Annotated in this window: 21 protein-coding genes; 7 read left to right on the forward strand and 14 right to left on the reverse strand. The window is 70.6% G+C overall.

Going from position 1 to position 22,959, the window contains the following annotated elements:
* The first annotated feature begins 26 nt into the window (after positions 1–26).
* Positions 27–1,445 carry an amidase gene (locus AD72_RS27910; protein WP_031469596.1) on the forward strand — a complete coding sequence of 473 codons (1,419 nt, stop codon included), beginning with the start codon at positions 27–29 and terminating at the stop codon, positions 1,443–1,445.
* Here AD72_RS27910 and AD72_RS27915 read toward each other — a convergent pair.
* Complete coding sequence (locus AD72_RS27915; protein WP_051899095.1) at positions 1,435–2,736, reverse strand: MFS transporter; 1,302 nt, start codon at positions 2,734–2,736, stop codon at positions 1,435–1,437. The genes AD72_RS27910 and AD72_RS27915 overlap by 11 nt on opposite strands.
* Before the next feature lie 21 nt (positions 2,737–2,757).
* Positions 2,758–3,954: a dipeptidase gene (locus AD72_RS27920; protein ID WP_031469598.1), complete on the reverse strand. Its 1,197-nt coding sequence runs from the start codon at positions 3,952–3,954 to the stop codon at positions 2,758–2,760.
* Between the two features lie 128 nt (positions 3,955–4,082).
* Between AD72_RS27920 and AD72_RS27925 the strand changes: the two genes are divergently transcribed.
* Both AD72_RS27925 and AD72_RS27930 read left to right on the forward strand, forming a co-directional pair.
* Positions 4,083–4,895, forward strand: a complete 813-nt coding sequence (locus AD72_RS27925; protein ID WP_031469599.1) for an alpha/beta fold hydrolase — start codon at positions 4,083–4,085, stop codon at positions 4,893–4,895.
* A gap of 15 nt (positions 4,896–4,910) precedes the next feature.
* Entirely contained in the window at positions 4,911–6,011 is a 1,101-nt protein-coding gene (locus tag AD72_RS27930) for an oxidoreductase (RefSeq protein ID WP_051899096.1), read from the forward strand.
* A 46-nt stretch (positions 6,012–6,057) separates the two neighbouring features.
* Here the strand turns inward: AD72_RS27930 and AD72_RS27935 are convergent, their stop codons facing one another.
* Positions 6,058–6,828 carry an IclR family transcriptional regulator gene (locus tag AD72_RS27935; RefSeq protein ID WP_231644995.1) on the reverse strand — a complete coding sequence of 257 codons (771 nt, stop codon included), beginning with the start codon at positions 6,826–6,828 and terminating at the stop codon, positions 6,058–6,060.
* A gap of 171 nt (positions 6,829–6,999) precedes the next feature.
* Between AD72_RS27935 and AD72_RS27940 the strand changes: the two genes are divergently transcribed.
* From AD72_RS27940 to AD72_RS27950, 3 genes are all read left to right on the forward strand, one after another.
* On the forward strand, positions 7,000–9,321 hold the full coding sequence (locus AD72_RS27940; RefSeq protein ID WP_031469602.1) for a transketolase-like TK C-terminal-containing protein: 2,322 nt from the start codon (positions 7,000–7,002) through the stop codon (positions 9,319–9,321).
* A 113-nt stretch (positions 9,322–9,434) separates the two neighbouring features.
* Positions 9,435–10,169: a helix-turn-helix domain-containing protein gene (locus AD72_RS27945; protein WP_031469603.1), complete on the forward strand. Its 735-nt coding sequence runs from the start codon at positions 9,435–9,437 to the stop codon at positions 10,167–10,169.
* A 27-nt stretch (positions 10,170–10,196) separates the two neighbouring features.
* Positions 10,197–11,429, forward strand: coding sequence for a cytochrome P450 (locus AD72_RS27950; RefSeq protein WP_031469604.1), 1,233 nt, complete (start codon positions 10,197–10,199; stop codon positions 11,427–11,429).
* Positions 11,430–11,438: 9 nt separating this feature from the next.
* Here the strand turns inward: AD72_RS27950 and AD72_RS27955 are convergent, their stop codons facing one another.
* The 9 genes from AD72_RS27955 to AD72_RS27990 all read right to left on the reverse strand — a co-directional run bounded on the left by AD72_RS27955 (position 11,439) and on the right by AD72_RS27990 (position 20,190).
* Positions 11,439–12,740, reverse strand: coding sequence for an MFS transporter (locus AD72_RS27955; protein WP_031469605.1), 1,302 nt, complete (start codon positions 12,738–12,740; stop codon positions 11,439–11,441).
* A gap of 18 nt (positions 12,741–12,758) precedes the next feature.
* A complete protein-coding gene (locus AD72_RS27960; RefSeq protein ID WP_051899097.1) occupies positions 12,759–13,808 on the reverse strand; it encodes a zinc-dependent alcohol dehydrogenase in 1,050 nt (349 codons plus the stop codon).
* A gap of 23 nt (positions 13,809–13,831) precedes the next feature.
* A complete protein-coding gene (locus tag AD72_RS27965) occupies positions 13,832–15,289 on the reverse strand; it encodes an FAD-binding oxidoreductase (RefSeq protein ID WP_051899098.1) in 1,458 nt (485 codons plus the stop codon).
* 20 nt (positions 15,290–15,309) lie between these two features.
* Complete coding sequence (locus tag AD72_RS27970) at positions 15,310–16,785, reverse strand: xylulokinase (RefSeq protein WP_051899099.1); 1,476 nt, start codon at positions 16,783–16,785, stop codon at positions 15,310–15,312.
* Positions 16,782–17,462, reverse strand: coding sequence for a GntR family transcriptional regulator (locus AD72_RS27975; RefSeq protein WP_031469609.1), 681 nt, complete (start codon positions 17,460–17,462; stop codon positions 16,782–16,784). The genes AD72_RS27970 and AD72_RS27975 overlap by 4 nt, the downstream gene beginning before the upstream one ends.
* Positions 17,459–18,205 (reverse strand): SDR family NAD(P)-dependent oxidoreductase, encoded by a 747-nt coding sequence (locus AD72_RS27980; RefSeq protein ID WP_037347542.1) that lies wholly within the window; start codon positions 18,203–18,205, stop codon positions 17,459–17,461. The genes AD72_RS27975 and AD72_RS27980 overlap by 4 nt, the downstream gene beginning before the upstream one ends.
* A gap of 132 nt (positions 18,206–18,337) precedes the next feature.
* Positions 18,338–18,760 (reverse strand): GreA/GreB family elongation factor, encoded by a 423-nt coding sequence (locus tag AD72_RS27985; protein ID WP_031469611.1) that lies wholly within the window; start codon positions 18,758–18,760, stop codon positions 18,338–18,340.
* A complete protein-coding gene (locus AD72_RS37275; RefSeq protein WP_197285096.1) occupies positions 18,757–18,933 on the reverse strand; it encodes a hypothetical protein in 177 nt (58 codons plus the stop codon). Before AD72_RS37275 ends, AD72_RS27985 begins: the two co-directional genes overlap by 4 nt.
* 18 nt (positions 18,934–18,951) lie before the next feature.
* Positions 18,952–20,190 (reverse strand): NAD(P)/FAD-dependent oxidoreductase, encoded by a 1,239-nt coding sequence (locus tag AD72_RS27990; protein ID WP_031469612.1) that lies wholly within the window; start codon positions 20,188–20,190, stop codon positions 18,952–18,954.
* A 136-nt stretch (positions 20,191–20,326) separates the two neighbouring features.
* Here AD72_RS27990 and AD72_RS27995 point away from each other — a divergent pair, with 136 nt between their 5' ends.
* Positions 20,327–21,886, forward strand: a complete 1,560-nt coding sequence (locus tag AD72_RS27995; protein ID WP_031469613.1) for a PucR family transcriptional regulator — start codon at positions 20,327–20,329, stop codon at positions 21,884–21,886.
* Here AD72_RS27995 and AD72_RS28000 read toward each other — a convergent pair.
* Both AD72_RS28000 and AD72_RS37740 read right to left on the reverse strand, forming a co-directional pair.
* A complete protein-coding gene (locus AD72_RS28000; RefSeq protein ID WP_031469614.1) occupies positions 21,853–22,701 on the reverse strand; it encodes a vWA domain-containing protein in 849 nt (282 codons plus the stop codon). The two genes, AD72_RS27995 and AD72_RS28000, sit on opposite strands and share 34 nt — an antisense overlap.
* Positions 22,702–22,760: 59 nt before the next feature.
* Complete coding sequence (locus tag AD72_RS37740) at positions 22,761–22,958, reverse strand: hypothetical protein (protein ID WP_156365401.1); 198 nt, start codon at positions 22,956–22,958, stop codon at positions 22,761–22,763.
* Between the last annotated feature and the right edge of the window lies 1 nt (position 22,959).

A 22,959-nucleotide genomic window follows, 5' to 3' on the forward strand; every position in this document is an offset into this window, starting at 1 on the left:
TTGCTCACAGGCAACAAGGAGAAGCCATGAATTCCGCGATCACCGGGAACGAAGCCGGATACGACCCGGCCACTTTCCAGGGCCTGCGGTTCCACACCGCGGTCCGGGATTTCCGCGCGGGCACCGATTCCCCGAGCGACTATCTGGAACGGTGCCTCGCGACGATCGCCGAGCGCGAGCCCGTCGTCCGGGCCTGGGTGGTGCTCGACGAGTCCGGCGCCCGTGAACAGGCCGCGGCCAGTACCCGGCGCTGGCGGCGCGGCGAACAGCTCTCCCCGATCGACGGGCTCCCCATCGGCATCAAGGATCTGCTGCAGACCAGGGACATGCCGACCCAGATGGGCTGCGCCGCGTTCGCGGGGAACTTCCCGAAACACGACAACGCGGCTGTCTGGGCGCTGCGCCAGGCGGGCGCGGTGATCCTGGGCAAGACGGTGACCACCGAGCTCGGCGGCCCGGAACCCAGTCCGACCACGAACCCCTTCGATCCGCGGCACACTCCGGGCGGTTCCTCCTCCGGCTCGGGGGCCGCGGTCGGGGCCCGGATGGTTCCGGCCACCATCGCCACCCAGACCGGGGGCTCGCTGATGCGACCGGCGAGCTACAACGGCAACTGGGGACTCAAACCCACCCAGGGCGCCATCAACCGCGGTGAGCGCCAGACCGCGAGCATGACCGCGCACGGGGTGCTCGCCGGCTGCCCGGAGGACATGTGGCAGATCGCGATCGCGATCGCCTCCCGCGCCGGCGGTGATCCGGGCAAGCCCGCGCTCTCCGGGCCCGCCACCCCGCCGCCCGCGCACCGCCCGCTGACCCTCGCCGTACTGGAAACCGAGGGCTGGCAACGCCTCGATGCCACCAGCCGGGGCGCCTTCGAGCAGATTCTCGCGCAGCTGGCGGCGGCCGGGGTGACCGTGCTGCGACGCACCGGGGACCCCGTGCTGGAACGGTTCGAACAAGCCCTGCTCGGTGCGGCCGAACTCGGCAGCGGAATTCTCGCCTGGGAACACTACTGGGCGTTCCGTGATGTGGTCGCGGACAACCCCGACGGCGTCAGTGCGCGCGCCAAGCGGTTCTTCATCGAGGCCGCCGAGAACCTGGGCGCCGCGGGGTACGAGGAGGCGTTGCGCGACCGGGCCGCGGTACAGGCCGCCCACGCGCAGCTGGGACCGCGCGTGGACGCGGTGATCGCACCGACCTCCAGTGGTTCCGCTCCGCAATGGCTCGGCGATGTTCCCGGTGAACCACCCGCCCGGTGGCCGACCGGGGATCCGGCGTTCAACTTCCCGAGCTCCCTGCTGGGCGCACCCGCGGTGAACGTTCCCCTGATGGCGGTCGGCGGTCTCCCGTTCGGGCTGCAGGTGATGGGCCAGCCGGGCACGGATGCCCGGATGGTCGCCATCGCCCGCTGGATGGGTGCGGCGCTCACCCCGGTCAGCGTGTGACGGATTTCCTTGCATGCTCCCGGAAATCGCTTGCCGCCCGGTCACGGGTTTCCGGGAGCGCGAGGACGAGGATGACGAGCGCGATCGCCGCGACCACCGCGATATAGGCGCCGGGGGCCAGCTGCCCGAATCGCTGGGTGAGCAGTGCACCGAGCAGTGGCGCGGTCCCGCCGAACACCGCGTAGGCCACGTTGTAGGCGAGCGCGGTGCTCGTGGCGCGCACCCGCGGCGGCACCAGTTCCACCGCGATGGTCGTGGCCGCGATGGTGACCAGTGCGGCCGGAACGACGAGCAGGATCTCGGCCGCCAGGGTGGACACCAGGGTGCCGCCGCCGGCGAGCAGATAGGCGGGCACCGAACCGGCGACCGCGATCGCCACCCCGCCGAGCAGCAAGGGTCTGCGCCCGAAGCGATCGGCGAACATCCCGGCGAGCAGGCACACGCCCGCGCACACCACGAGCGCGACACCGCCCGCGATGAGCACCGTGCGCCCGCCGAGTCCACCGGTGGTCGTGAGATAGGTGGGCAGATACCCGAGCAGATTGTGGACCAGCACGGCGAGCAGCGCGAAGATCGCGAACAGCAGCAGGAAAACCCGCCACTGGCGGAAACTGTCCCGCACCGGCCGGGCCGAGGTCTCCCCCTCGGCCTCGAGTTCGCGGAAGGTGCTCGTCTCGTCGAGGCGCAGCCGCATGTAGAGCCCGACGAGGGCCATGATCCCGCCGAACAGGAAGGCCAGCCGCCAGCTCCAGTCCGCGTACGCGGCCGGTGAGACGAGTTCCAGGGCCAGCAGCGCGAAGGTCGCCAAGGCGGAGCCGATGAAGGTGGCACTGCCCACGACACTGATCCAGCGCCCGCGCCTGGCCGGTGGCGCCTGCTCCATCACATAGGAGGCCGCGCTGGTGTATTCCGCACCCATCGAGATGCCCTGCGCGAGACGGGCACACAGCAACAGTATGGGCGCGGCGATCCCCGCGCTCGCATAGCCGGGCAGCGCCGCGATCGCCGCGGTGGACACCGCCATGATCAGCACCACCCAGGACAGCGCAGCGCGCCTGCCGAGACGGTCGCCGACACTGCCGAACACGGCGGCCCCGAGGGGGCGCACCACGAAAGCGAGGCCGTAGACCGCGAGCGTGGACAGGATCGCCAGCGCCGGGTTCCCCGCGGGGAAGAAGTGTTTCGCGATGATCGTCGCCGAGGATCCGTAGATGACGAAATCGTAGGACTCCACGGCGTGCCCGATCATCGCGGCGCCGAGGACTTTCCGGTGTTTTGCCTGCTGTTGCATCACAACTCCGTGGGGAAGGGGTTACCAAATCTCGTCGAGCACACGCAGGGCGTTGCCGCCGATGACCGCGGCGATCTCCGCATCGCCGAAGCCGTGTTTGACCAGCCATCCGGTGATGTTGCGGAAGTTCTCCCCGGGGTTCTCCAGCCCGGCGACCGCGTCGACGGTCTCGAACTCCGGGCCGGAGCGGATGGTGTCGGCGACTCCCCATCTCCGGCTCATCACGTCGTGCAGGTCCAGATGGTCACCGAAGAAGGTGTCCGGGCCGAACCCCACGTGCTCGATGCCCACGAGTTCGGCGCAGTAGCGGAAGTGATCCATCACGGACTCGATGCCGTGCCTGCGATGGCCCGGGCTGACCGTGGTGTACGGGGCGGCCTCGATGCCGATCATGCCGCCCGATTCGGCACAGGCCCGGATGACCTCGTCGGGTTTCATCCGCGGGGTGTCCCAGAGTCCCCTGGCCCCGGCGTGGGTGATCAGTACGGGCACCTCGCTGGCCTCGATCACGTCGAGCGCGGTCCGGTCCCCCGCGTGCGAGACGTCGATGGCCATCCCGAGCTGGTTCATCCGGCGGACCGCGCGCCGCCCGAGCGCGGTCAGCCCACCGTCGCGGGTCTCGCGCAGCCCGCCGCCGAGCGCGTTCGCCTCGCTGTAGGCGATCCCGATCTGCCGGACGCCGAGCCCGTAGAGCACGTCGAGCCGGTCGATCTCGTTCTCGATGAGGGCCGCTCCCTCCAGCCCGGCGATGACGGCAAGCCGTCCCTCGGCGTGCGCGCGCCGGATATCGGCCACCGATTCGGCCCGGATCACGTAGTCCTGGTGGGCGAAATCGCAGAACCGCATGCCGAGATCGGTGATGACGTCGTCCCACTTCCACCCGTTCCGGGACTCGCACGCACCCCAGCCGAGGTTGTCGAACACCGCGTCGAGCCCGGAGCGGCTGAGCCCCTCGTAGCCGTAGGCCAGCCGTGCTTCCCGGTTCCACGCGAGCAGTTCGGCGCGGGTGTCGCGGGGCAGCCGGACCGGGTGATCGTGCAGGGACACCGCGATGTTCTCGGTCAGCAGCCGTTCGGCCCGCACCCGTTCCCCGGAGCTCAGCCCGAGATCGTGCGCGGGCAACCGATCCACATCGGCCGCGGGGGTGAACTCGGGGTAGTCCGTCCCCGCTTCCAGATACGCGAAGGACTGGTAACCGGTGTACCGCTTGGTTGGCATCATCGCCTCCCTTGCTGCGAATGTCGATGTACCATAATACGAAACGTCGTGCTGCAGAAGGGAACAAATGGCTATCGTCTCGTGTTGTCCGATCGACAGGCCCAGCGAGCAGACAGAACGGGGTTGATATGTCCACGCAGAGTGAGTTCGGCGCCGTGCGTGCCGTAGAACGGAACGACACGACCTCGATCCGTTACACGGTGCGCGGTCCCGCAGCCGGGCACACCTGGGTCCTCATCCACGGCTGGGGCTGCCGGCGCGCGGACTTCACCGCACTGGCGGCCAACCTCCCCGAGGACCACCGGGTGATCGCCGTCGCCCTCCCCGGGCACGGTGATTCCCGTTCCACCCGCGAGGTCTGGAGCATGACGGAGTTCGCCCGGGATGTCGCCGCGGTCACCGATGCGGAAGGCGTCGGGCACGCCACCGTGGTCGGGCACTCCATGGGCGGGGCGGTGGCGGTCGAGTTCGCCCGGCTGCGGCCCGCGGTGGCCGAGCGGGTGATCGGCATCGACACGTTCCACTATCTTTCGCTCTACCCGCCGGTCGCGGAGACCGCGGCCCGGCGGCTGCTCGACGAGTTCGCGGCCGATTTCCCCGCGGGCGTGCGGGGATTGGTCGACATGGGCTCGGTCCCGGGCGCCGATCCCGGCTTCACCGAGGAGATCTTCGCGAAGATGGCGGGCATTCCCGAATCGGTGGGAATCCCTGCCCTGGAAGGGATCCTGCGCTGGGACATGGACGAGGCGCTCGCCGCCGTGTCCGCACCGGTCAGCACGCTCGCCGTGCGCGGACTGCTGGACCCGTCCGCGGTCGACCGCTACGGCGACCGGATCGAGTTCGTCGTGCACGAACTCGGCGGCCACCACTTCCACCTCGAGGCGCCCGAGCAGACCGCGGAGTTGCTGCTCGCCGTGCCCTCGAGTGATCGAGACGCTTGAGAACCGGAGGTATTCATGACAGAGGCAGCGACACAGACAGCATCGACGGCCACGGCCACCGCGGCGTGGACCGGGATCCGGCTCCGGGAGCTGTCCGTGCCCAACCGGGTGTGGCTTTCCCCGATGTGCCAGTACTCCGCGGACGAGTACGGCGCACCGACGGACTGGCACCTCGCCCACTACGGTGCGCGGGCCGCGGGCGGCGTCGGCATGGTGTTCGTGGAATGCACCGGCGTCGCACCCGATATGCGCACCACGACCGGGGATCTCGGGCTGTACACCGAAAACCAGCTGGAGGGCCATCGGCGGCTCGCGAACGCGATCCGGACCATCGGCTCCATCCCGGCGCTGCAGCTCGGCGCGGCCGGGCGCAAGAGCTCGCACGGTGTTCCCTGGGACAACACCGGAACCCGGAGCCCGCTGGCCCCGGAAAACGGCGGCTGGCAGCCGATCGGGCCCTCACCGGTCCCGTTCGCCGATCTCGCCGTGCCCGCCGAGATGACCGCCGCGGACGGTGCACGGGTGCTGGGGGATCTCGAACAGGCGGCCCGTTATGCCCATCGCGCCGGTTACGAGGCGCTGGAATTCCACGGGGCCAACGGATATCTGCTGCACGAGTTCCTCTCCCCGCTGGCGAATCACCGCACCGACGAGTGGGGCGGGGACCTGGAAGGCCGGATGCGGTTCCCGCTGGAGATGGTGCGGGCGCTGCGTTCCGGATGGCCCGAGGACAAACCGCTGCTGCTGCGCCTGCCCGCCGAGGACCTGATGGACGGCGGACTCACGGTCGAGGACATGCTGCAGGTGGCGAGCCGGATGACCGCGGCCGGGGTGGACATGGTCGACCTGTCCTCCGGCGCGCTGTCCCCGGCCGCCCGCCGCCTGACCGAGCCACTGCACAACGCGGCGTACGGGCCGCGGTTCCGGGCCGCGGGAATCCGGACGGCGGCCTCCGGACTGCTCACCGAGGCACACCAGCTCGACGAGGCGATCCCCGGCCTCGTGGACGCGGTACTGGTCGGCAGGGCCATCCTGCGCGACCCGTACTGGGCGCTGCGCGCGCGGAACGCCGAACCGCGCGAGTCCTGGCCGAAGCAGTACCACCGCGCGTTCTGAGCACCGCACTCCCGGACGTGCCTCGGACATGCCCTCAGACGTGCTCTCAGACGGCCGAGACCTGTTCGCCGATCTCGGCCGCCGCCGCACGGACGAGCTGCGCCAGCTCTTCCTCGTGCTCGGGCTCGTAGCGCAGTTCCGGGATGGACAGGGTGATTCCGGCGATGGGCCGCCCGGCGGCGTTGGTGACGGCCACCCCGATCGAGGCCACGTGCGGGCGGTACCAGGCGGACATGTTGACCGCATAACCACGCTCGGCGGACCTGTCGATGGCGGCCCACAGTTCCGTGACGCTCGGCAGCGGCTCCGGGAAATCCTTGACCTCGCGGCCCAGCACCTCACTGGCCTCGTCCTCGCCGAGCGCGGCCAGGATCGCCACTCCCGCCGAGGTCGCGCGCAGCGGCAGCCGCGCCCCGACTTCCACGAAGACGCGGACCGCATGCGTGCTGTCCTCACGCAGGATCACCACGATGTCGTCCCCGTCGCGCAACGCGAAGTGCACCGTCTCACCGGTGTCCGCGGCCAGCCGCTTGATCACCGGCTTGGCCAGCTCCCGAAGGTCCTCCTCGCCCGCCCCGCGCAGCCCGATCGCCAGCGCCTTCATCGTCACACCCCACCGCGTGCGCTCGGGATCCACGATGCGCAGCCAGCCCGCCTGCTGGAGCGTGACGAGGCAGCGCTGTACCGAGCTCTTCGGGATCTCCATCACCCGCGCCAGCTCGGAAACCCCGATCGGCTGGCGCGCCGCGACCTCCTCGAGCACGCGGAGGGTGCTCAGCACGCTGTTCATCGCGCTGCTGTTCGTCTTCTCGGTCACCGTCACCTGACGCCTTCGTTCGCTGTCGAGTGCCGGAGCTTACCAAGCCTCCGGCAAACCGTCCCGCATTCCGGCACGACACCCGGTGGCACCGGCGCGCCGGAATGAGTATCCTCTGTGCCAGATTATAGAACATTGTTCTGCATGACAGCACAGATCGGAGTACCGGCCATGAGCAGCCCGGCGATCAGCCCGCAGTCCCGCGACACCGATTTCCAGGCACTGCGCGAAATCGAGCAGCGGGTGCTGTGGCTCTCCTCGGCGATCATCCATCACGCCAACCGGGTGCGGCCGAACCCGAGCGGGCTCAAGGTCGGCGGTCATCAGGCCTCCTCGGCCTCGATGGTGTCCATCATGACCGCGCTGTGGTTCCGCAGGCTGCGCCCGCAGGACCGGGTCTCGGTGAAACCGCACGCCGCACCGGCGCTGCACGCGATCAACTATCTGCTCGGCGAGCTGGACGAGTCCTATCTGCCCCGGCTGCGCGAGTTCGGCGGCCTGCAGAGCTATCCCAGCCGCAGCAAGGATCCGGACCCGGTGGACTACTCGACGGGTTCGGTCGGAATCGGTGCCACCGCGCCGATGTGGGGCGCGGTGTCCCGGCGCTATGTGAACTCCCGCGGCGGAAACACCGGTACCGGAAGGCAGTACTCGCTGGTCGGGGACGCCGAACTGGACGAGGGCGCGGTGTGGGAGGCCGTGCTGGACCCGACGGTCGCCGAACTGGGCGAGACCGTCTGGATCGTGGACCTGAACCGGCAGTCGCTCGACCGCGTCGTCCCCGGTATCGCCGCCGACAAGCTGGCGGGGATGTTCGCCGCGGCGGGCTGGCAGGTGATCACCTGCAAGTACGGGCAGCTGCTCGAGGAACTGTTCACCCGCCCCGGCGGAACGGCGCTGCGGCAACGCATCGATGCCATGACCAATCCGGAATACCAGCGGCTGCTGCGCTGCCCCGCCCGGGAGCTGCGCCAGCGCCTGCCCGGAACCGGCCAGGACGCCGCCCGGATCACCGAACTGCTCGCCGAACTCCCCGACGACACCCTGATCGAGGCCATGGCGAACCTCGGCGGGCACGACCTCGGCGCCCTCGACGACGCCTTCGAGGCGATCGAGGACACCCGCCCCACGGTCATCTTCGCCTACACCGTCAAAGGATACGGACTGGCCACCAAGGGACATCCGCAGAACCACTCGGCACTGCTCACCGAGGAACAACTGGGCGAGCTGGCCGCGCGGCTCGGCACCGACCCGGACCGGCCGTGGCAGCGTTTCCCGGAGGGCAGCGCGGCCCGGATCCTGTGTGCGCGCACCGCGGAACGCCTGCAGCGCCCGCGAACCGAGGCACGCACCCCTCTCCCGGTACCGGCGGACATCGGGCGCACCCCGACCGGGACGGCGACCACCCAGGCCGCGCTGGGCCGGGTGCTGCTCGACCTGACCCGCGAAGCACCGGAAACCGCGGGGCGCGTGGTCACCGTCAGCCCGGATGTCAGCTCCACCACCAATCTCGGCGGCTGGGTGAACAAGGTCGGCGTGTGGTCCCCGGACGAGCGGCACGACTGGTTCGCCGATGACGCCGAGACGATCCTGCACTGGCGGGAGAAACCGGCCGGGCAGCACATCGAGCTCGGGATCGCCGAGACCAATCTGGTGAGCCTGCTCGGCGAACTCGGCGCCACCTGGAGCCGCTGGGGCGAACCGTTGCTGCCGATCGGCATCCTCTACGACCCGTTCGTGGAACGTGCCCTGGAACCGTGGTCCTATGGCATCTACGCGGGCGGGCAGTCCATCCTGCTCGGCACCCCGTCCGGGGTTTCGCTTGCCCCCGAGGGCGGCGCCCACCAGTCGATCACCACCCCCTCGATCGGCCTGGAACAGCCCGGCTGCGTGACCTATGAACCGGCGTTCGCCATCGACACCGAATGGACCCTGCTCGCCGCGCTCGCCCAGCTCGGGAAACCCGACGGCAGCTCGGCCTATCTACGGCTGTCCACCCGCCCGGTGGATCAGGCGCTCGCGGAACTGCCCGCCGACCCCGCGGCGCGCGAACGCCGCAGGCGCCAGGTCGTCGCCGGGGCGTACCCACTGCGGCGCCGCGAGGACGCTCGGATCAGCATCGCCGCGATGGGCGCGGTCACCCCGGAGGCGCTCGCCGCCGCCGACCGGCTCGAAGCGAACGGGATCCCCGCCGAGGTCATCTGCGTCACCAGCCCGGACCTGCTCTACCGCGCGGTGCGCGCCCGCCAGGGGCACGAGGACGCCGATTCCTGGATCCTGGACCAAGTCTTTCCCGCGGACCGGGCGAGGCCGCTGGTCACCGTCCTGGACGGGCACCCGCACACCCTGTCCTTCCTCGCCACCGTCAACCGGGTGCCGACCACCGCACTCGGCGTGACCCGGTACGGCCAGTCCGGTTCGCTCGAGGACGTCTACCGCCAGCACGGCATCGACACCGACAGCATCGTCCGCGCCGCACTCGACCTCGCCTGACCACGGACGTGACATAGCCCACTTTCGGCCGAATACGGGACTCGCTCTTGACCATGCCGCGACGGCATGGTTTGGAATGGCGGGGTCGGAACGGCCGAACGGAGTGGGACGTCATGGCGTGGAGTACGCGGGAGATCGCCGAGCTCGCGGGAACCAGCCTGCGGGCCGTTCGGCACTACCACGAGGTGGGCCTGCTCGCCGAACCCGAACGCCGCGCCAACGGCTACAAGCAGTACGGCGTGCCGCACCTGGTCCGGCTACTGCGCATCAAACGCCTCGTGGACCTGGGCTTCTCACTGCCCCAGATCGCCGAGATGGGCGAGACCGAGCACCATCCCGAGGAGGCCTTGCGCACTCTCGACGCCGAACTCGCGGCCACCATCGAACGGTTGCAGCGGGCCAGGGTGGAGCTCGGCCTCATCCTGGCGGAGTCGGTCCCCGCCGATCTGCCAGCGGAGTTCGCCACCGCGGCGGCGAACCAGCCGATCTCCGAGACGGAGCGCTCCTTTTTCACCGTGCTGAGCCGGATACTCGGCCCGAAAGGCATCGAGGCCTACACCGGCCTGATGCGCAACCCCGTCACCGATCCCACCGCCACCGAATTCGAGAACCTGCCCGCCGACGCCGGCGAGCGGACCCGTGCGGAACTGGCCGAGCGCATGGTTCCCTTCGTGCGCTCGCTCTACCGGGAGCATCCCGGACTGCGCACATTGCCCGCCGATGCCCCGCGCGGTGAACAGTTCGCCAAACAGACCGCAGGAACGGCCCTCGCGGAGATCTACAACCCGGCGCAGGTGGATGTCATGGCCCGGCTCGGTGCCCTGCTCGCCGCCGAGGAACAGAGTTGAGGCGCACACCCGTCCGAAGGAGAGTCGATGTCGTCCCCGAACACCGCCCGCCCATTGCCGGTGCCCGATGAGCGGGCCTGCCCGTTCGGGCCCGCGCCCGAGATCGCCGCACTCCGCAGGCATTCACCGGTGACCAGGGTGACCTGCCCGACCGGAATCGAGGCCTGGCTGGTCACCCGGTACGCCGATGTCCGTGAGGTGCTCGGGGATCCGGTACGGTTCAGCTCGCGCGGCGGGATGGCCGGTCACCTGCTCGCCAACCAGCCGCCGGACGCCCCGGTCGAAGAGGGCGACTTCCACCGCATGGACGGCACGGAGTATCTGCGCTTCCGGCGCGTCATGGGCCCCGCGATCAGCACGGTCAAACGGACCGAGCTATTCCGGCCGATCGTGCAACGCATCCTCGACGGGCTGCTGGACGAACTGGCGGGCGCCACCCCGCCGCTCGACCTGCACGAGCGGTTCTCGAATCCGCTCACCTCCTCGGTGATCGCCGAGCTGCTGGATGTTCCCGCCGCCGACCGATCCCGGTTCGCCGAACTCGCGGGCACGCTGTTCGACGGCCGCACCGATACCGCCGATCTCGGCGCGGCCCAGCTCGCGCTGTTCGGATACCTGCACGGCCTCGTCACCGAACGCATGCGGGAACCCGGCGAGGACGTGATCAGCGTGATGGCCGCCAAGGCAGCGGAATCCGCGCAGCCGTTCACCGAACTCGAACTGACCAAGATCGCGGCCGCCCTGCTCGCCGCCGGGTTCGACTCCACGGCCCGCGCGATCACGCACGGCACTCTGGCTCTGCTGAGTCATCCCGAACAGTTCGCCGCACTCCGCGAGGATCCCTCGCTCGCCGCCAACGCCACCGAGGAACTGCTGCGCCTGCTCGGCGCCGGTTCCGGGATGCTGCGGGTCGCGACGGCCGACACCGAGATCGGCGGAACCCCGGTCGCGGCGGGCGATTACGTGGTGGCCGCGGCACAGGCGGCCAACCACGATCCGGAACGGTTCGCCGAACCCGAGCGGCTGGCGCTCACCCGGGAACGCGGCCAGCACCTCGCTTTCGGGCACGGCCCGCACCAGTGCCCGGGCCAGCACATCGCGCGGATGGAACTGACCGCGGTGCTGGCCACCCTGCCCCGCCGCATCCCCTCGCTGCGGTTGGCGCAGCCGCTCGAGGAGATCGAGTTCCGCACCGACACCTCGGTCTACGGACCGGTTGGGCTGCCGGTCTCCTGGGACGAGGTCCGTCCGGCCACCTGAGCTCGAGAATCAGCGCAGCGGATCCCGTGCCGTCTCCGGGGAACTGCGAATCGCGACCAGTGCCAGCAGCGCGCCCGCGATCAGGTAGTAGGCGGGCGAACGGCTGTCCCCGGTGACCTCGACCAGCAGCGAGGCGATCAGCGGAGCCGTCCCGCCGAGCGCCGCGGCGGCCAGGTTGTAGCCGACGGACATGGCGCTGTAGCGGGTCCTGGTGGGGAACAGCTCCACCATCATCGCGAACGGTGCGCTGCCGAAGGTACCGAACAGGACACCGAGCACCGCCTGTCCGAGCAGCACCGCGGTCAGGTCCCCGGTGTTCAGCAGGACGAACAGCGGATAGGACAACACCACGTAACCGAGTGCGGCGGCCGCGGCAACCGGACGGCGCCCGATCCGGTCGGAGATCCGCCCGGCCAGTGGCAGCACCAGGATCGCCACCAGCAGGGCGACGCCCGCCGCGAGAAAGGAACCGCCGAGCAGATCGGTGTGTGTGGCCAGATAGGTGGGGATATAGGTCAGGATCAGGTAGTACGGCACATTGTGCGCCGCGGAAAGCGCGAAGGCCCGGGCGATGTTCGCCCCGTTGCCGCGCACCGTCTCGCGCAGTGGCGCCTTCGCGACCACACCCTGCTCGCGCAACCGCGCGAACGCCGGTGTGTCGTCCAGGCGCAGCCGCAGATACAGCGCCGCCAGCCCGAGCGGCGCGGCGACCAGGAACGGAATCCGCCACGCCCAGGCGGTGACCACGTCCTGCCCGAGGGTGCTGGTCAGCACGGTGACCAGGGCCGAACCGAGCAGCGCCCCGCAGAAGGCGGAGAAGTTCTGGAAACTGATCCAGTAACCACGCCGCCGGTCCGGGGCGTACTCGGCGAGGAACGCGGTGGAACCGGCCACCTCGCCGCCCGCCGAGAAACCCTGCAGCAGCCGCAACAGCACCAGCAGGATCGGTGCCGCCACCCCGATCGACTGGTACCCGGGCAACAGCCCCACCGCGAAGGCGGAACCGCTGACCAGCAGGACCACCGTGGCGAGCACATTGCGCCGCCCGAGCCGGTCCCCGAGCGAACCGAAGAACAACCCGCCGAACGGACGGGCGAGAAACGCGACCGCGAACGCCGCGAAGGTGGAAAGCAGCGCGGCGGAGGGATCCGCCTTGGGGAAGAACACCGTGGCGATGCTCGCGGAAAGGTAGCCGTAGACCGAATAGTCGAACCATTCGATGGCGTTCCCGATCGAGGCACCGATCACCGGGCGCAGCAGGCCACGGGTCCGTTCGGCCCCGCTCGTCGAGGCCTGCGCTGGAGTGGACATCATCGGCTCCAATACGGGTCAGGGACGAACGCGGATGAGGACCTTCATCGCCGAGCGGTCGGCGTCCAGCATCCGGTACGCCCGCTCGGCCTCGTCCAGCCCGACCTCATGGGTGATCAGGCCGTCGACCGGAAGCCTGCCCGCGGCGAGCAATGCGATCGCCTCGTCCATGTGCTCCGGGGTGTAGACCCGGGCGCCAACGAGACGCTGTTCGCGTAACGTCACCGGTTGCAGCGGCACCTCCGGCGGGGTGCCGAACAGTCCGCCGACCAGCACGGTGCCGCGCACCCGGGTCAGCAGCGGCGCCACCGCGATCGCCGAGGGATGCCCGGTCACGTCGAAGGTCACGTCCGCGCCCTCGCCATCGGTCTCGGTTTCCACGATTCCGGCGACCTCGTCCGGATCCACGGTGCGGATCCCGAGTTCGTTCAACAGCCCGCGGCGCACCGGATTGGGTTCGGCGAGCACCAGGCCGCGCGCTCCCCTTTCCCGCGCCACCAAGGCGATCAGCGCGCCGATCGGGCCACCGCCGAAGATCAGCACGTAGTCGCCATCGCGGAATTCCGAGCGGTGCACCATGTGCACCGCGACCGCGGTCGGCTCGGTCAGCGCGAAGGTGCGCAGATCCGCATCGGCGGGAAGGGGATGTAGTTTCCCGGCAGGCACCCGGACCTGCCCGGCCGCTCCGCCGTCCACATCCACCCCGATCAGCCGCAGCTTCCGGCAGACGTGCGCGGCCCCGTTCCGGCAGGCCCAGCAGGATCCGCAGTGCAGCAACGGTTCCACCGCAACGGGTGCGCCCACGGCCAGCCCGCTCGAACCCGGTTCGGCGATCCGGCCGACGAACTCGTGACCGAGCACCACCGGCGGCACCACGCGCTGCAGCCCGCCGTGCCACACGAGCAGATCCGTTCCGCAGATGCCGGTGTAGGCCACGTCCAGACACACATCACCGACACCGGTTCCCGGGCGCTCGGCGGGTAGTTCTCCCGGACCGACGGTCGCGATCCGGTCCTTGTCCAGATAGGCGATCCCGGATGTTCGGGAATCCCGGACAGCACTGTCCATGCTCTCGCTCCTTGTCCAGCCGCTCAGCGAAGGTTCTCCGGGACCGGGAAACCCAGCTTCCCGGGGTTCATCAGTCCGCGCGGGTCGATGCTGCGCTTGATGTCGCACAACACGTCGAAACCGGTGCCGTACTGCGCCCGCATGAACCGGCCCAGTTTCGCGCCCACTCCGTGGTGATCGTTGAGCACCGCGCCGCATTCCAGGTTCGTCGCGGCGAGCCGGTCCCAGATGCGGTCGTGCAGCGCGAGCGCCTCGTCCGGGTCCGCGGGCGGACTGTCCACATAGAACCGGTCGTAGATCATCGCGCCCCACGGGTACCAGTGCGAGAAGTGCGCGGTGTAGCGCGCGCCGAACTCGTCTTCCACGACCTTCTTCTTCGCGGCGTAGAGCTCACCGATCCGGTCGAAGGTGCAGCAGGCGTCGGCGGTGCCGTACAGCAGCGGCGGTTTCGGCGCGTTCGACTCGGCGTGCGGGTTCTCCCTGCCGTCCCACCAGGTGCGTGCCGCCTGCTCGCCCAGTTCGGTGCCGCCCGCATTGCGTACCAGCGCGGTGATCTCCTCGGTTTCCAGGTCCACCAGCCGCTGCGCGCCGTCGCAGACCACCAGCAGCACCACGCCGTCGGTGCCGATCTCCACGCTGCGCCGCAGGTATTCCGTGCCCGCCGGGTCGTAGAGCCGCATCGCGGCCGGACGCCAGCGTGCGGCCATGATCTCCCGCCCCGCGCGCAGACCGGCATCGACATCGGCGAAGCCGAAACTCAGGAAGGCGCGCGCTTCCGGGAGCGGATCGAGGCGCATGGTGGCACTGGTCAGCACTCCGAGCGTGCCCTCGGCCCCCACCAGCAGCGGAAGCAGGCCCGGTCCCGCCGCATGGCTCGGGGTGGCCGGGGTGCGCACGAGCCTTCCCGGCGGGAGCGCGGATTCCACCGAGAGCACCATGTCCTCGGCCTTGCCGTACTTGGTGGAAACCACGCCCGAACCGCGGGCAGCGAGATACCCGCCGAGGGTCGCCCCGCGGTGCGCGCTTCCCGGATAGTGCGCCAGGGTCAGGCCCTCGGCGTTCACCGCGGCCTCGAGTTCCGCGCCATCGGTTCCGGATTCGGCGGTGACGGTCAGGCTCGTGCGGTCGATCTCGGTGATCCGGTCGAGCCCGCGCAGATCGAGCGCGATCCCGCCGAACGGCGCCAGGGTGCCGCCCTGGGTTCCCGAGCCGCCGCCCCGGGGAACCACCGCGACCCCGTGGTCATAGGCGATCCGGAGTACCTCGGCGACCTGTTCGGCGGTGTCCGGGCGTACCACCACGTCCGCGGTCGGCACCGGAATGTCCCGGTATTCGAGGTAGCGCGCGTACCAGGACCAGTCCATGGCCTGTTCGCGCAGTTCTTCGGCGTCCGAGCTGACCCGCTCGTGGCCGACCACCGCGCCCAGTTCGTGGCGCAGGGTCTGGTGCCGGTAACGAAGGCGCGCGTCCTTCTCGCTCAACGGATTCTCTCCTCGTGTTGTCACTGGTACTTGATTTCGGCCAGCCGGGTCCGGACATCGGCCAGCCGGGTCCGGATCTCGGTGTAGAGCCCGAGCAGCCGCCGATAGCCCGCGGTGGCCGCCTCATCCGGGATGTGTTCGTCCAGCGGGGGAAGTTCGGCGAGCCCGCCCGCCGGGGCGGGGAGCACGCCGGTGCCGATCCCGGCCAGCATCGCGGCACCGGCCGAGGAATCGGCGAGCGCCGGATAGCGCAGCGGCAGACCGAGCACATCGCTGACGATCTGGCGCCACAACGGGTTTCGCGCACCGCCGCCGATGATCACCGCGGACGGCACCCGCACGCCCTCGGCGCGATAGCCCTGCAGGCATTCGGCGAGCGAGAGCGCAACCCCCTCGAGTACCGCGCGGGTCAGGTCCCCTCGGGTGCTCGCGGCGCCGATCCCGGTGAAGCTGGCCCGCACATCCGCGTCCCACACCGGGGATCGCTCGCCGAGCAGATACGGGTGGAACAGCACCCCGCCCGCGCCGGGAACGCTCTGCTCCGCCTCGGCGAGCAGCTCCGCGAACGGCAGACCGCAGCGCTGCTGCCACCAGCCGAGCGCGGTCGCCGCGGAATTCGTGGCCTGGCAGTGATAGGCGAGCCCGGGAACCGGATGGCTGTAGGTCAGCCAGTTCCGCGAGGGCCGCGGGTGCTCGGTCATCACGTTCACGTTCCCCGCCGTGGCGAGTTTGATCACCGCGTCACCCGGGTGCACCGCACCGGCGGCGAACGCCTCCGCCGCGGTGTCCGAAGCCCCCGCGACCACCGGAATCCCGCGTGGCAGACCGGTGATCTCCGCGCCGCGCGCGGAAAGCTCGGCCACCACTTCGGACGGTTCGTGGATCGGCGGCAGCAGCTCGGCACCGATTCCGGCCAGGCGCACCAGTTCCGGATCCCAGTCCCCGGTCCGCGCCGCGTAGAGCATGCTCCCCTCGGCCTCGATCCGGTCGGTGGCGAGCACCCCGGTCAGCGCCAGGCGCACGTAGTCCTTGGCGAACACCAGCTTCCGCGCCCTGGCCAGGGCTTCCGGTTCGTGCGCACCGATCCAGCGCAGATGCGCCAGCGTCCACGATGCGGAGACCGCGTTCCTGGAGCGTTCCAGGATCTCTTGCCCGGCAAGGCTTTCCAGTTCCCGTGCCTGCGGCTGGGAACGCCCGTCGGTGAGCAGGATGGCCCGCCGCACCGGGCGCTGCGATTCGTCGAGCAGCACCCCGTGATGGGCCGCCGAGCTCAGTCCGATCGCCCGGATCTCGGCCGGGTCGATCGCCGTGCACAGTTCGGCGCACGCGGTGCCCACGGCGCGCACCCAGTCGTCGGGTTCCTGCTCCACCCCGTGCGCTCCGGCATAGTGCACCGGATAGCCCGCGCTGGCGGTCGCGGCCACCGTGCCGTCCGGCCGCAGCGCGATCAGTTTGGTGGAGGTCTGCCCGAGATCGATACCGAGCAGCAGACTCATGGCCAGTCCCCGGATCCGAACAACGGCGCGGCCGCGTCCAGCAGACCGTGCAGGCTCTCCCGCATGTGCCCGATGTGCCCGCGCACCAGGGTGGCCGCCCGCTCGCTGTCCCCCTCGGCCACGGCGAGCGCCAGCTCCACGTGTTCGGCGCTGCACGATTGCAGGCGCTGCCTGCGGGCCGAGTGGTTCAGCCAGAAGCGGTGCAGCCGGGAGCGCGAACGCAGCGCGACCTCACTGGCCCATTCGTTGTCCGCCAAGGTGTTCACGGTCTGGTGGAACTCGGAGTCCGCCGCGCTCCACGCGTCCAGATCGGTCTGCTCGGCAGCGGATCCCATGCGCTCGGCCAGCCCGCGCAGCGCCTCCGCCTGTTCCGGACGGGTCCCCGCCAGCCGTGCCGCGCGGCCGAACAGATAGGCGTCGACCACCTCGAGCAGATCGCACAGCGAATCCACGTCGTGATGGCTGAGCACCGCGACCTCGAAGCCACCCTCCTCGTTGCGCACCACGAGCCGGTCGTCGGCCAGCCGGTGCAGCGCCTCCCGGATCGGTGTCCTGCTCACCCCGAGCCGGTCCGCGAGCCGGTTCTCGCTGAGCCGCTGCCCGGGGGTCAGCCGCAGTTCGACGATGCTCGCCCGCAGCTGGTCGTACACCCGCGCGGACAACGACTGCTTGCTCATACGCCGCCTTTCGCCACACCGGCCAGGCGGCGGTCACCCGCGAGAATTCCGCCGTCCACCGCGATGTCCTGCCCGGTCACGAATCCCGATCCGGTGCCGAGCAGCCAGGCGGCCGTCTCGGCGACTTCCTCGGGCTCGGCCAGCCTTCCGCCGGGGGTGCGCGCCCGGATCTGCTCGGCGTACTCCGGATTCCGTTCCAGCACACCGGCCATGAACTCGGTGCGCACATAGCCGGGACTGATCGAGTTGACCCGGATACCCGCGCTCGCCCACTCCACGGCCAGCACCCTGGTCAGCGCGAGCACGCCGCCCTTGGCCGCCGAGTACGCGGCCAGGTTCGGCGTGCCGTAGTGGGACAGCATCGAGGCGATCGTGACGATCGATCCGCCCTCGGTCATCGCCTCGGCGGCGGTCCGGGCACACAGGAAGGTGCCGCGCAGGTTCACATCCAGTACCCGCTGGAAATCGCTCATCGCCAGGGAGAGCGCCGGTTCGCGGTGGGTGATCCCCGCACAGGTCACCAGACCGTGCAGGGTGCCGATCCCGTCGATCAGCTCCCGCACCCCCGCCTCATCGGTCACATCCCCGCGCCGGTACTCCACCCCGGCAACCGTGCGCTCCGGGATCTCCCGGTCCACACAGAACACCTGATCACCGCGCGCGGCGAGACTGGCGACACAGGCCGCGCCGATACCGGATGCGCCGCCGGTGACCAGCACCGTCCGGGCTTGCTCCGCTGTCATGACACCCTCCAAGAATCTGTACCCAAGCTTGTATACAGGCTTGGGTACCAGGGAGTCAACGGGTGCCGGGGAGAACGGTCAGGCGGTCGCCCGGGGCTCCCCGCGCCGGAGAGCTCCGGGCAGCCGCCGTGTTCAGTGCGGGGAATCCACTCCGTAGGGCACCGCGCGAACCAGGGTCACTCCGACCGTGGCCCCGCTGGGCACCTGATAGGCGCGCCGCTCTCCCTGCCGGGCCCCGAGCACGGCGGCACCGAGCGGCGATTCGGGCGAATACGCGGCGAGCGCGCTGTCCTCGCCCGCGCTGGCGCCGAGCAGGAAGGTCTCCGGTTCCGGATCGTCGTCGAACCGGACGGTGAGCACCATGCCGGGCTCGGCGATCCCGTCGTCCGGTGGCCGAGTGCCCACCACCGCGTCGTCCAGCAGTGCCCGCAGGGTGCGGATGCGCGCGCCGCGATGGTCGGGGCCACCGGTCTGCTCCGTGGCACCGGCATCGGTGAGCTCCGCCAGCTCGGCGCGCAACCGGGCGTAGTCCTGCTCACTCAGCCAGGTCGTCATCGGTCCTCTTCCTTTCCGCGCAGCAGCCCGACATCCTTGGCGAATCCGGTCGCGAGCCGGACCAGCGCGTCCCGTTCGGTGCGCAACAGTTCGTTCTCCGAACGCAGCCAGTGCAGTTCGGCGAGCTCCGCCGGACCGAGCGCGGCCCCGTTCTCCGGATGCGATACCGACATGACCTCATTCCTTCCCTGTTACCGCAACGGATCGAAGGCGCGCAGCACCTCGGGTTGTTTGCCGGTGGTGATCTGTTCGGCGAGCAGCCGCCCGGTGACCGGTCCATGGGTGAAGCCCCACATGCCGTGCCCGCCCGCCACATAGCAACCGGGCGCGACCGCGCCGATCAGCGGGCGGCCGTCCGGGCTCACCGGCCGCGGTCCCACCCACTCGTCGTGCCGCCGCTCCCAGTCCACACCGGTCAGCAGCGGGCGCGCGGAGGCGATGATCGCCTCGATCCTGGCCTGGTAGAGCGGATCGTCCGGGCCGCGGAATTCCATGGTCCCGGCGACCCGCAGCGCGCCCTGGTACGGCGTGCACGCCACCCGTACCCCGGGCAGGTAGATCGGACCGGGTACCGGTTCCTCGGTCGGCACGGTGAACGAGTAGCCGCGCCCGGCCCGCACCGGCACCCGGATACCCCAGTCCTTAGCGAGGCCGCCGAACCAGGCTCCGGTCGCCAGCACCACCGCGTCCGCGCCGAGGAACTCGCCGGCCCGCGTACGCACCCCGATCCGGCCCGCCTCGACGACCTCGAACGGAGCCAGGATCCGCGCTCCCCGTTCGCGCACCGCATCGGCCAGCGCGGCGACGAACCCGCCCGGGTCCACGTAGCTCTGCCCGTCCAGCCGGATCCCCGCGCCGATGCGCTCGGAAAGCTGCGGCAGCTGCGCACGCACCTCCGGTCCGGTCAGGGCGGCATAGCCGAGCTCCTGCCCGGCCGAGGTGAGCCGCTCGAACTCGCGCAGCAGCCCGACCGCCTCCCGGCCGTTCTCGAACACCGCGGTGATCGGTGCCCGCTCGGTCCGCGCCGCCACCCCATTGGCGGTCAGCACGTCGAAGGCCTCCAGGCACTCCTCGTTCAGCGGCAGGTTCGCCCGCATCGCCCGGGTCCAGCTCCCCCAACCGCAGTGCGCAGCGAACCGCAGCAGGAAGCGCCACAGTCCGGGATCCGGGGTCATCGGTACATGCAAGGGGGCGCCCGGATCGAGCAGCGAGCGCAGTCCGTAGCGCAGCACCCCGGGCTCGTTCAGCGGAACCGCGAGGCCCGGCGACAGATAACCGGCGTTCCCCCAGGAAGCCCCGGCGGCCACCCCTTCCCGGTCCACCACGGTGACCTCGACCCCGCGCTCCTGCAGGAACCAGGCGGTGGACAGGCCGACGACCCCCGCCCCGACCACCACCGCGGACCTCGGCTCACCGGTCGTTCCCGCCATTCGCCACCTCCATGTCTGTACGCCGTTCGGTTAACACCGAGCGTGGCCGACCGGAGCGCCCGAGGTGTTGTCGTCTTCGTACAATCGACGGCATCGGAATTGTCGGATTTCCACCGGTACGGAGGATCGGGAACCGATGGTGAAACTGCACCGCCTGATCACCGTGCTCGGCGGCTACGGCGCCCGGCTGGTCGGGCCCCGGCCCGCGGGCGAGACCGACCTGCGCAGCGTGGCGATGCACGACGGCACCGAGGAGACGCCCGCGACCGGGGATGTGTTCCTCGCGGTCGGTGTTCCCGATCCGGCCGAGGCCGTGCGGCTGGCCGAGGCGGCCCGGGCCGCGGTGCTCGTGGTGCGCACCGATCCGGAAACGGCCGCGGAACTGGGCACCGTGGCGGCCGGGCACCGGATCGCGGTGCTGACCGCCGATCCCGCGGTGTCCTGGAGCCAGCTCGCCGAGGTCGTGTACGGGATGGTCTTCGAGGGCCGGGAGACCGAGTCCGGCCGTGGCCCGAGTGATCTGTTCGCCCTCGCCGACACGGTCGCGGCCGCGGTGGGCGCCCCGGTGACCATCGAGGACCGGCTCTGCCGGGTGATCTCCTACTCCAGCAGGCAGCACGACGCCGATCCGGTGCGGCACGAGACGATCCTGGGCAGGCGGGTGCCCGAGGCGGTCCGCGAACTGTTCGAGAAGCGCGGCGTGTTCACGCACCTCGCGAATTCCGATGCGCCGCTGTTCGTCCCGGCCGCCCCGGAACACGGGCTGCGCGGGCGGATGGTGATCGCGGTGCGGGCGGGCCGGGAACTGCTCGGCTCGCTCTGGGTGACCTGCGACGCGCCGCTGTCGAGCACGCCATCGCGGCTGCTGTGCGACAGCGCGCACACGGTGGCGCTGCACCTGCTGCGGTCCCGGGTGAGCGCCGACCTGGAACGGCAGGTGGAGTCCGAACTGGTGATCCAGCTGCTGGAGGCCGGGCCGGATCCCGGCGCGGTGATCGGCAAGCTCGGCCTACCACCGGGGCCCGCGCGGGTGATCGCCGTGCAGGCGCACGCGGGCGGGGAACGGCATGCCGCGATCATGCTCGCCTTCGAGCACGCCACCACCGGATTCGGCTGGTCCCGCCCGGGGCGCAGTGCCCTGTTCGGCGCGGGCGTCTACACCGTCCTGCCCTGCGGCGACGACCCCACGCCCGCCCAGGACTGGCTGGCCGAGCTGTTCGCGAGCCTGCCCGCGCACGTCGACGCCACGGCCGGGATCGGCGCCCCGGCCCTGCCCGCCGAACTGGCCGCGAGCAGGCGGGAGGCCGAGGAGAGCCTGGCACTGCACAGCAGCGCGCCGACGACCCCGCCGGTCTGCTACGACGAGTCCTGGGACCGGATCGTGCTGCAGCGGCTGCGCACCGCCGCGGCCTCCGGGCGCACCCCGAGCCGCGGACCGATCGCCGATCTCGCCGGCCACGACGCCGCGCACGGCACCGAGTACCTGCCGACCCTGCGGGCCTGGCTGCTCACCCAGGGCGAACTGCCCAGCACCGCGCAGCGGCTGGACGTGCACCCCAATACGGTGCGGCACCGGCTGCGCAGGATGGGCGAGGTCACCGCGCTCGACCTGGACGACCCGCAGCGCAGGCTGGCCATGATGATCATGCTGGCGGCCGCGGATCAGGAGGCCGGGGCACCCCTGGACAACGAATGAGCGCGCGCCCGTTCACCGGCGAACAGCCCGAGCAGGGCGGCCGCGATCAGCGCCGCCACCCCCATCCCGAGAAACGGCCTGCTCACACTGGAGCGGACCACGTCGTAGCCGATCCGGTCGCGCAGCGCGGAGTAGGCCTGCTGGAGTTCGGGGACACTGTCCGCCTTGACCGAGGTCCCGCCGGACACCGCCGCGAGCCTGCGCAGCGCGTCCGGGCCGCTGCCCCGATCCGCGGCACCGACGCGGAAGGTGTCCACCGGGATGTGCGCCCGCGCGCACTCCGCCGCCGAGGCGAACTCCTCCGGCCCGATCCCGGTACCGTCCCCGAGCAGCAGGATCCGCTCCGGCACCGGGGTCGCGGGCACCGTCGAGCGGGTCACCCGCAGCGCCTCGGCCACCATGTCCGGTTGTCCCGCGCTGTGTTCCTGACCCGCCCGTTCGAGCGCGGCCAGGATCGGCGCCCGTTCCGGGGTCGGCGGGACGGCGATGGCAGGTGAACCGGTCACCAGGCCGAGCGCGATCCCCGGGGTGGTGGTCCAGACGAGCCCGTTCGCCGCGGCGAGTCCGTGTCCCGGGCGTGCTCCGTCCAGGGCAAGGGTGAGCTCTCCCTGATTCCGCGGCACCGGGTTCGGCGCGAGCGGTTCGGCGAACCCGATGGTCAGCGCGAGACAGCCGAGCAAGCCCAGTACGGCCCCGGCGTGCCCGGTCGGCGGCAGCCGGTGTCTGCGCGCCAGCAGCACATAACCGAGCACCAGCGCGGCGATCGGCACGAGCAGCACGAACCACAGCGGTTTCCCGAATCCATCGATGCCCACCCCACCAGTGAACCGCACCCGGGATGCGGAGCGGGTGAACGCCCCGCATCCCGCGGTGATCAGTGATCGTGCTGACCGCGACCGGCGAGCACCAGCACCAGGAAGACGGGGATGAGAACGGCGATGACGATGATTTCCTGCACGATGGATCGGCTTTCGGGGTCAGGGCTGGCCAGGGAGGTCACCGTTCGATAACGGCTCATCCTGTGTGTCGCCGCCGCCCGCGCCCGTGTTACCGGTGCCGCGGAACGCTTCACA

Origin of the sequence: Sciscionella sediminilitoris, assembly GCF_000737195.2 — a bacterium.
Lineage (GTDB): Bacteria > Actinomycetota > Actinomycetes > Mycobacteriales > Pseudonocardiaceae > Sciscionella > Sciscionella sediminilitoris.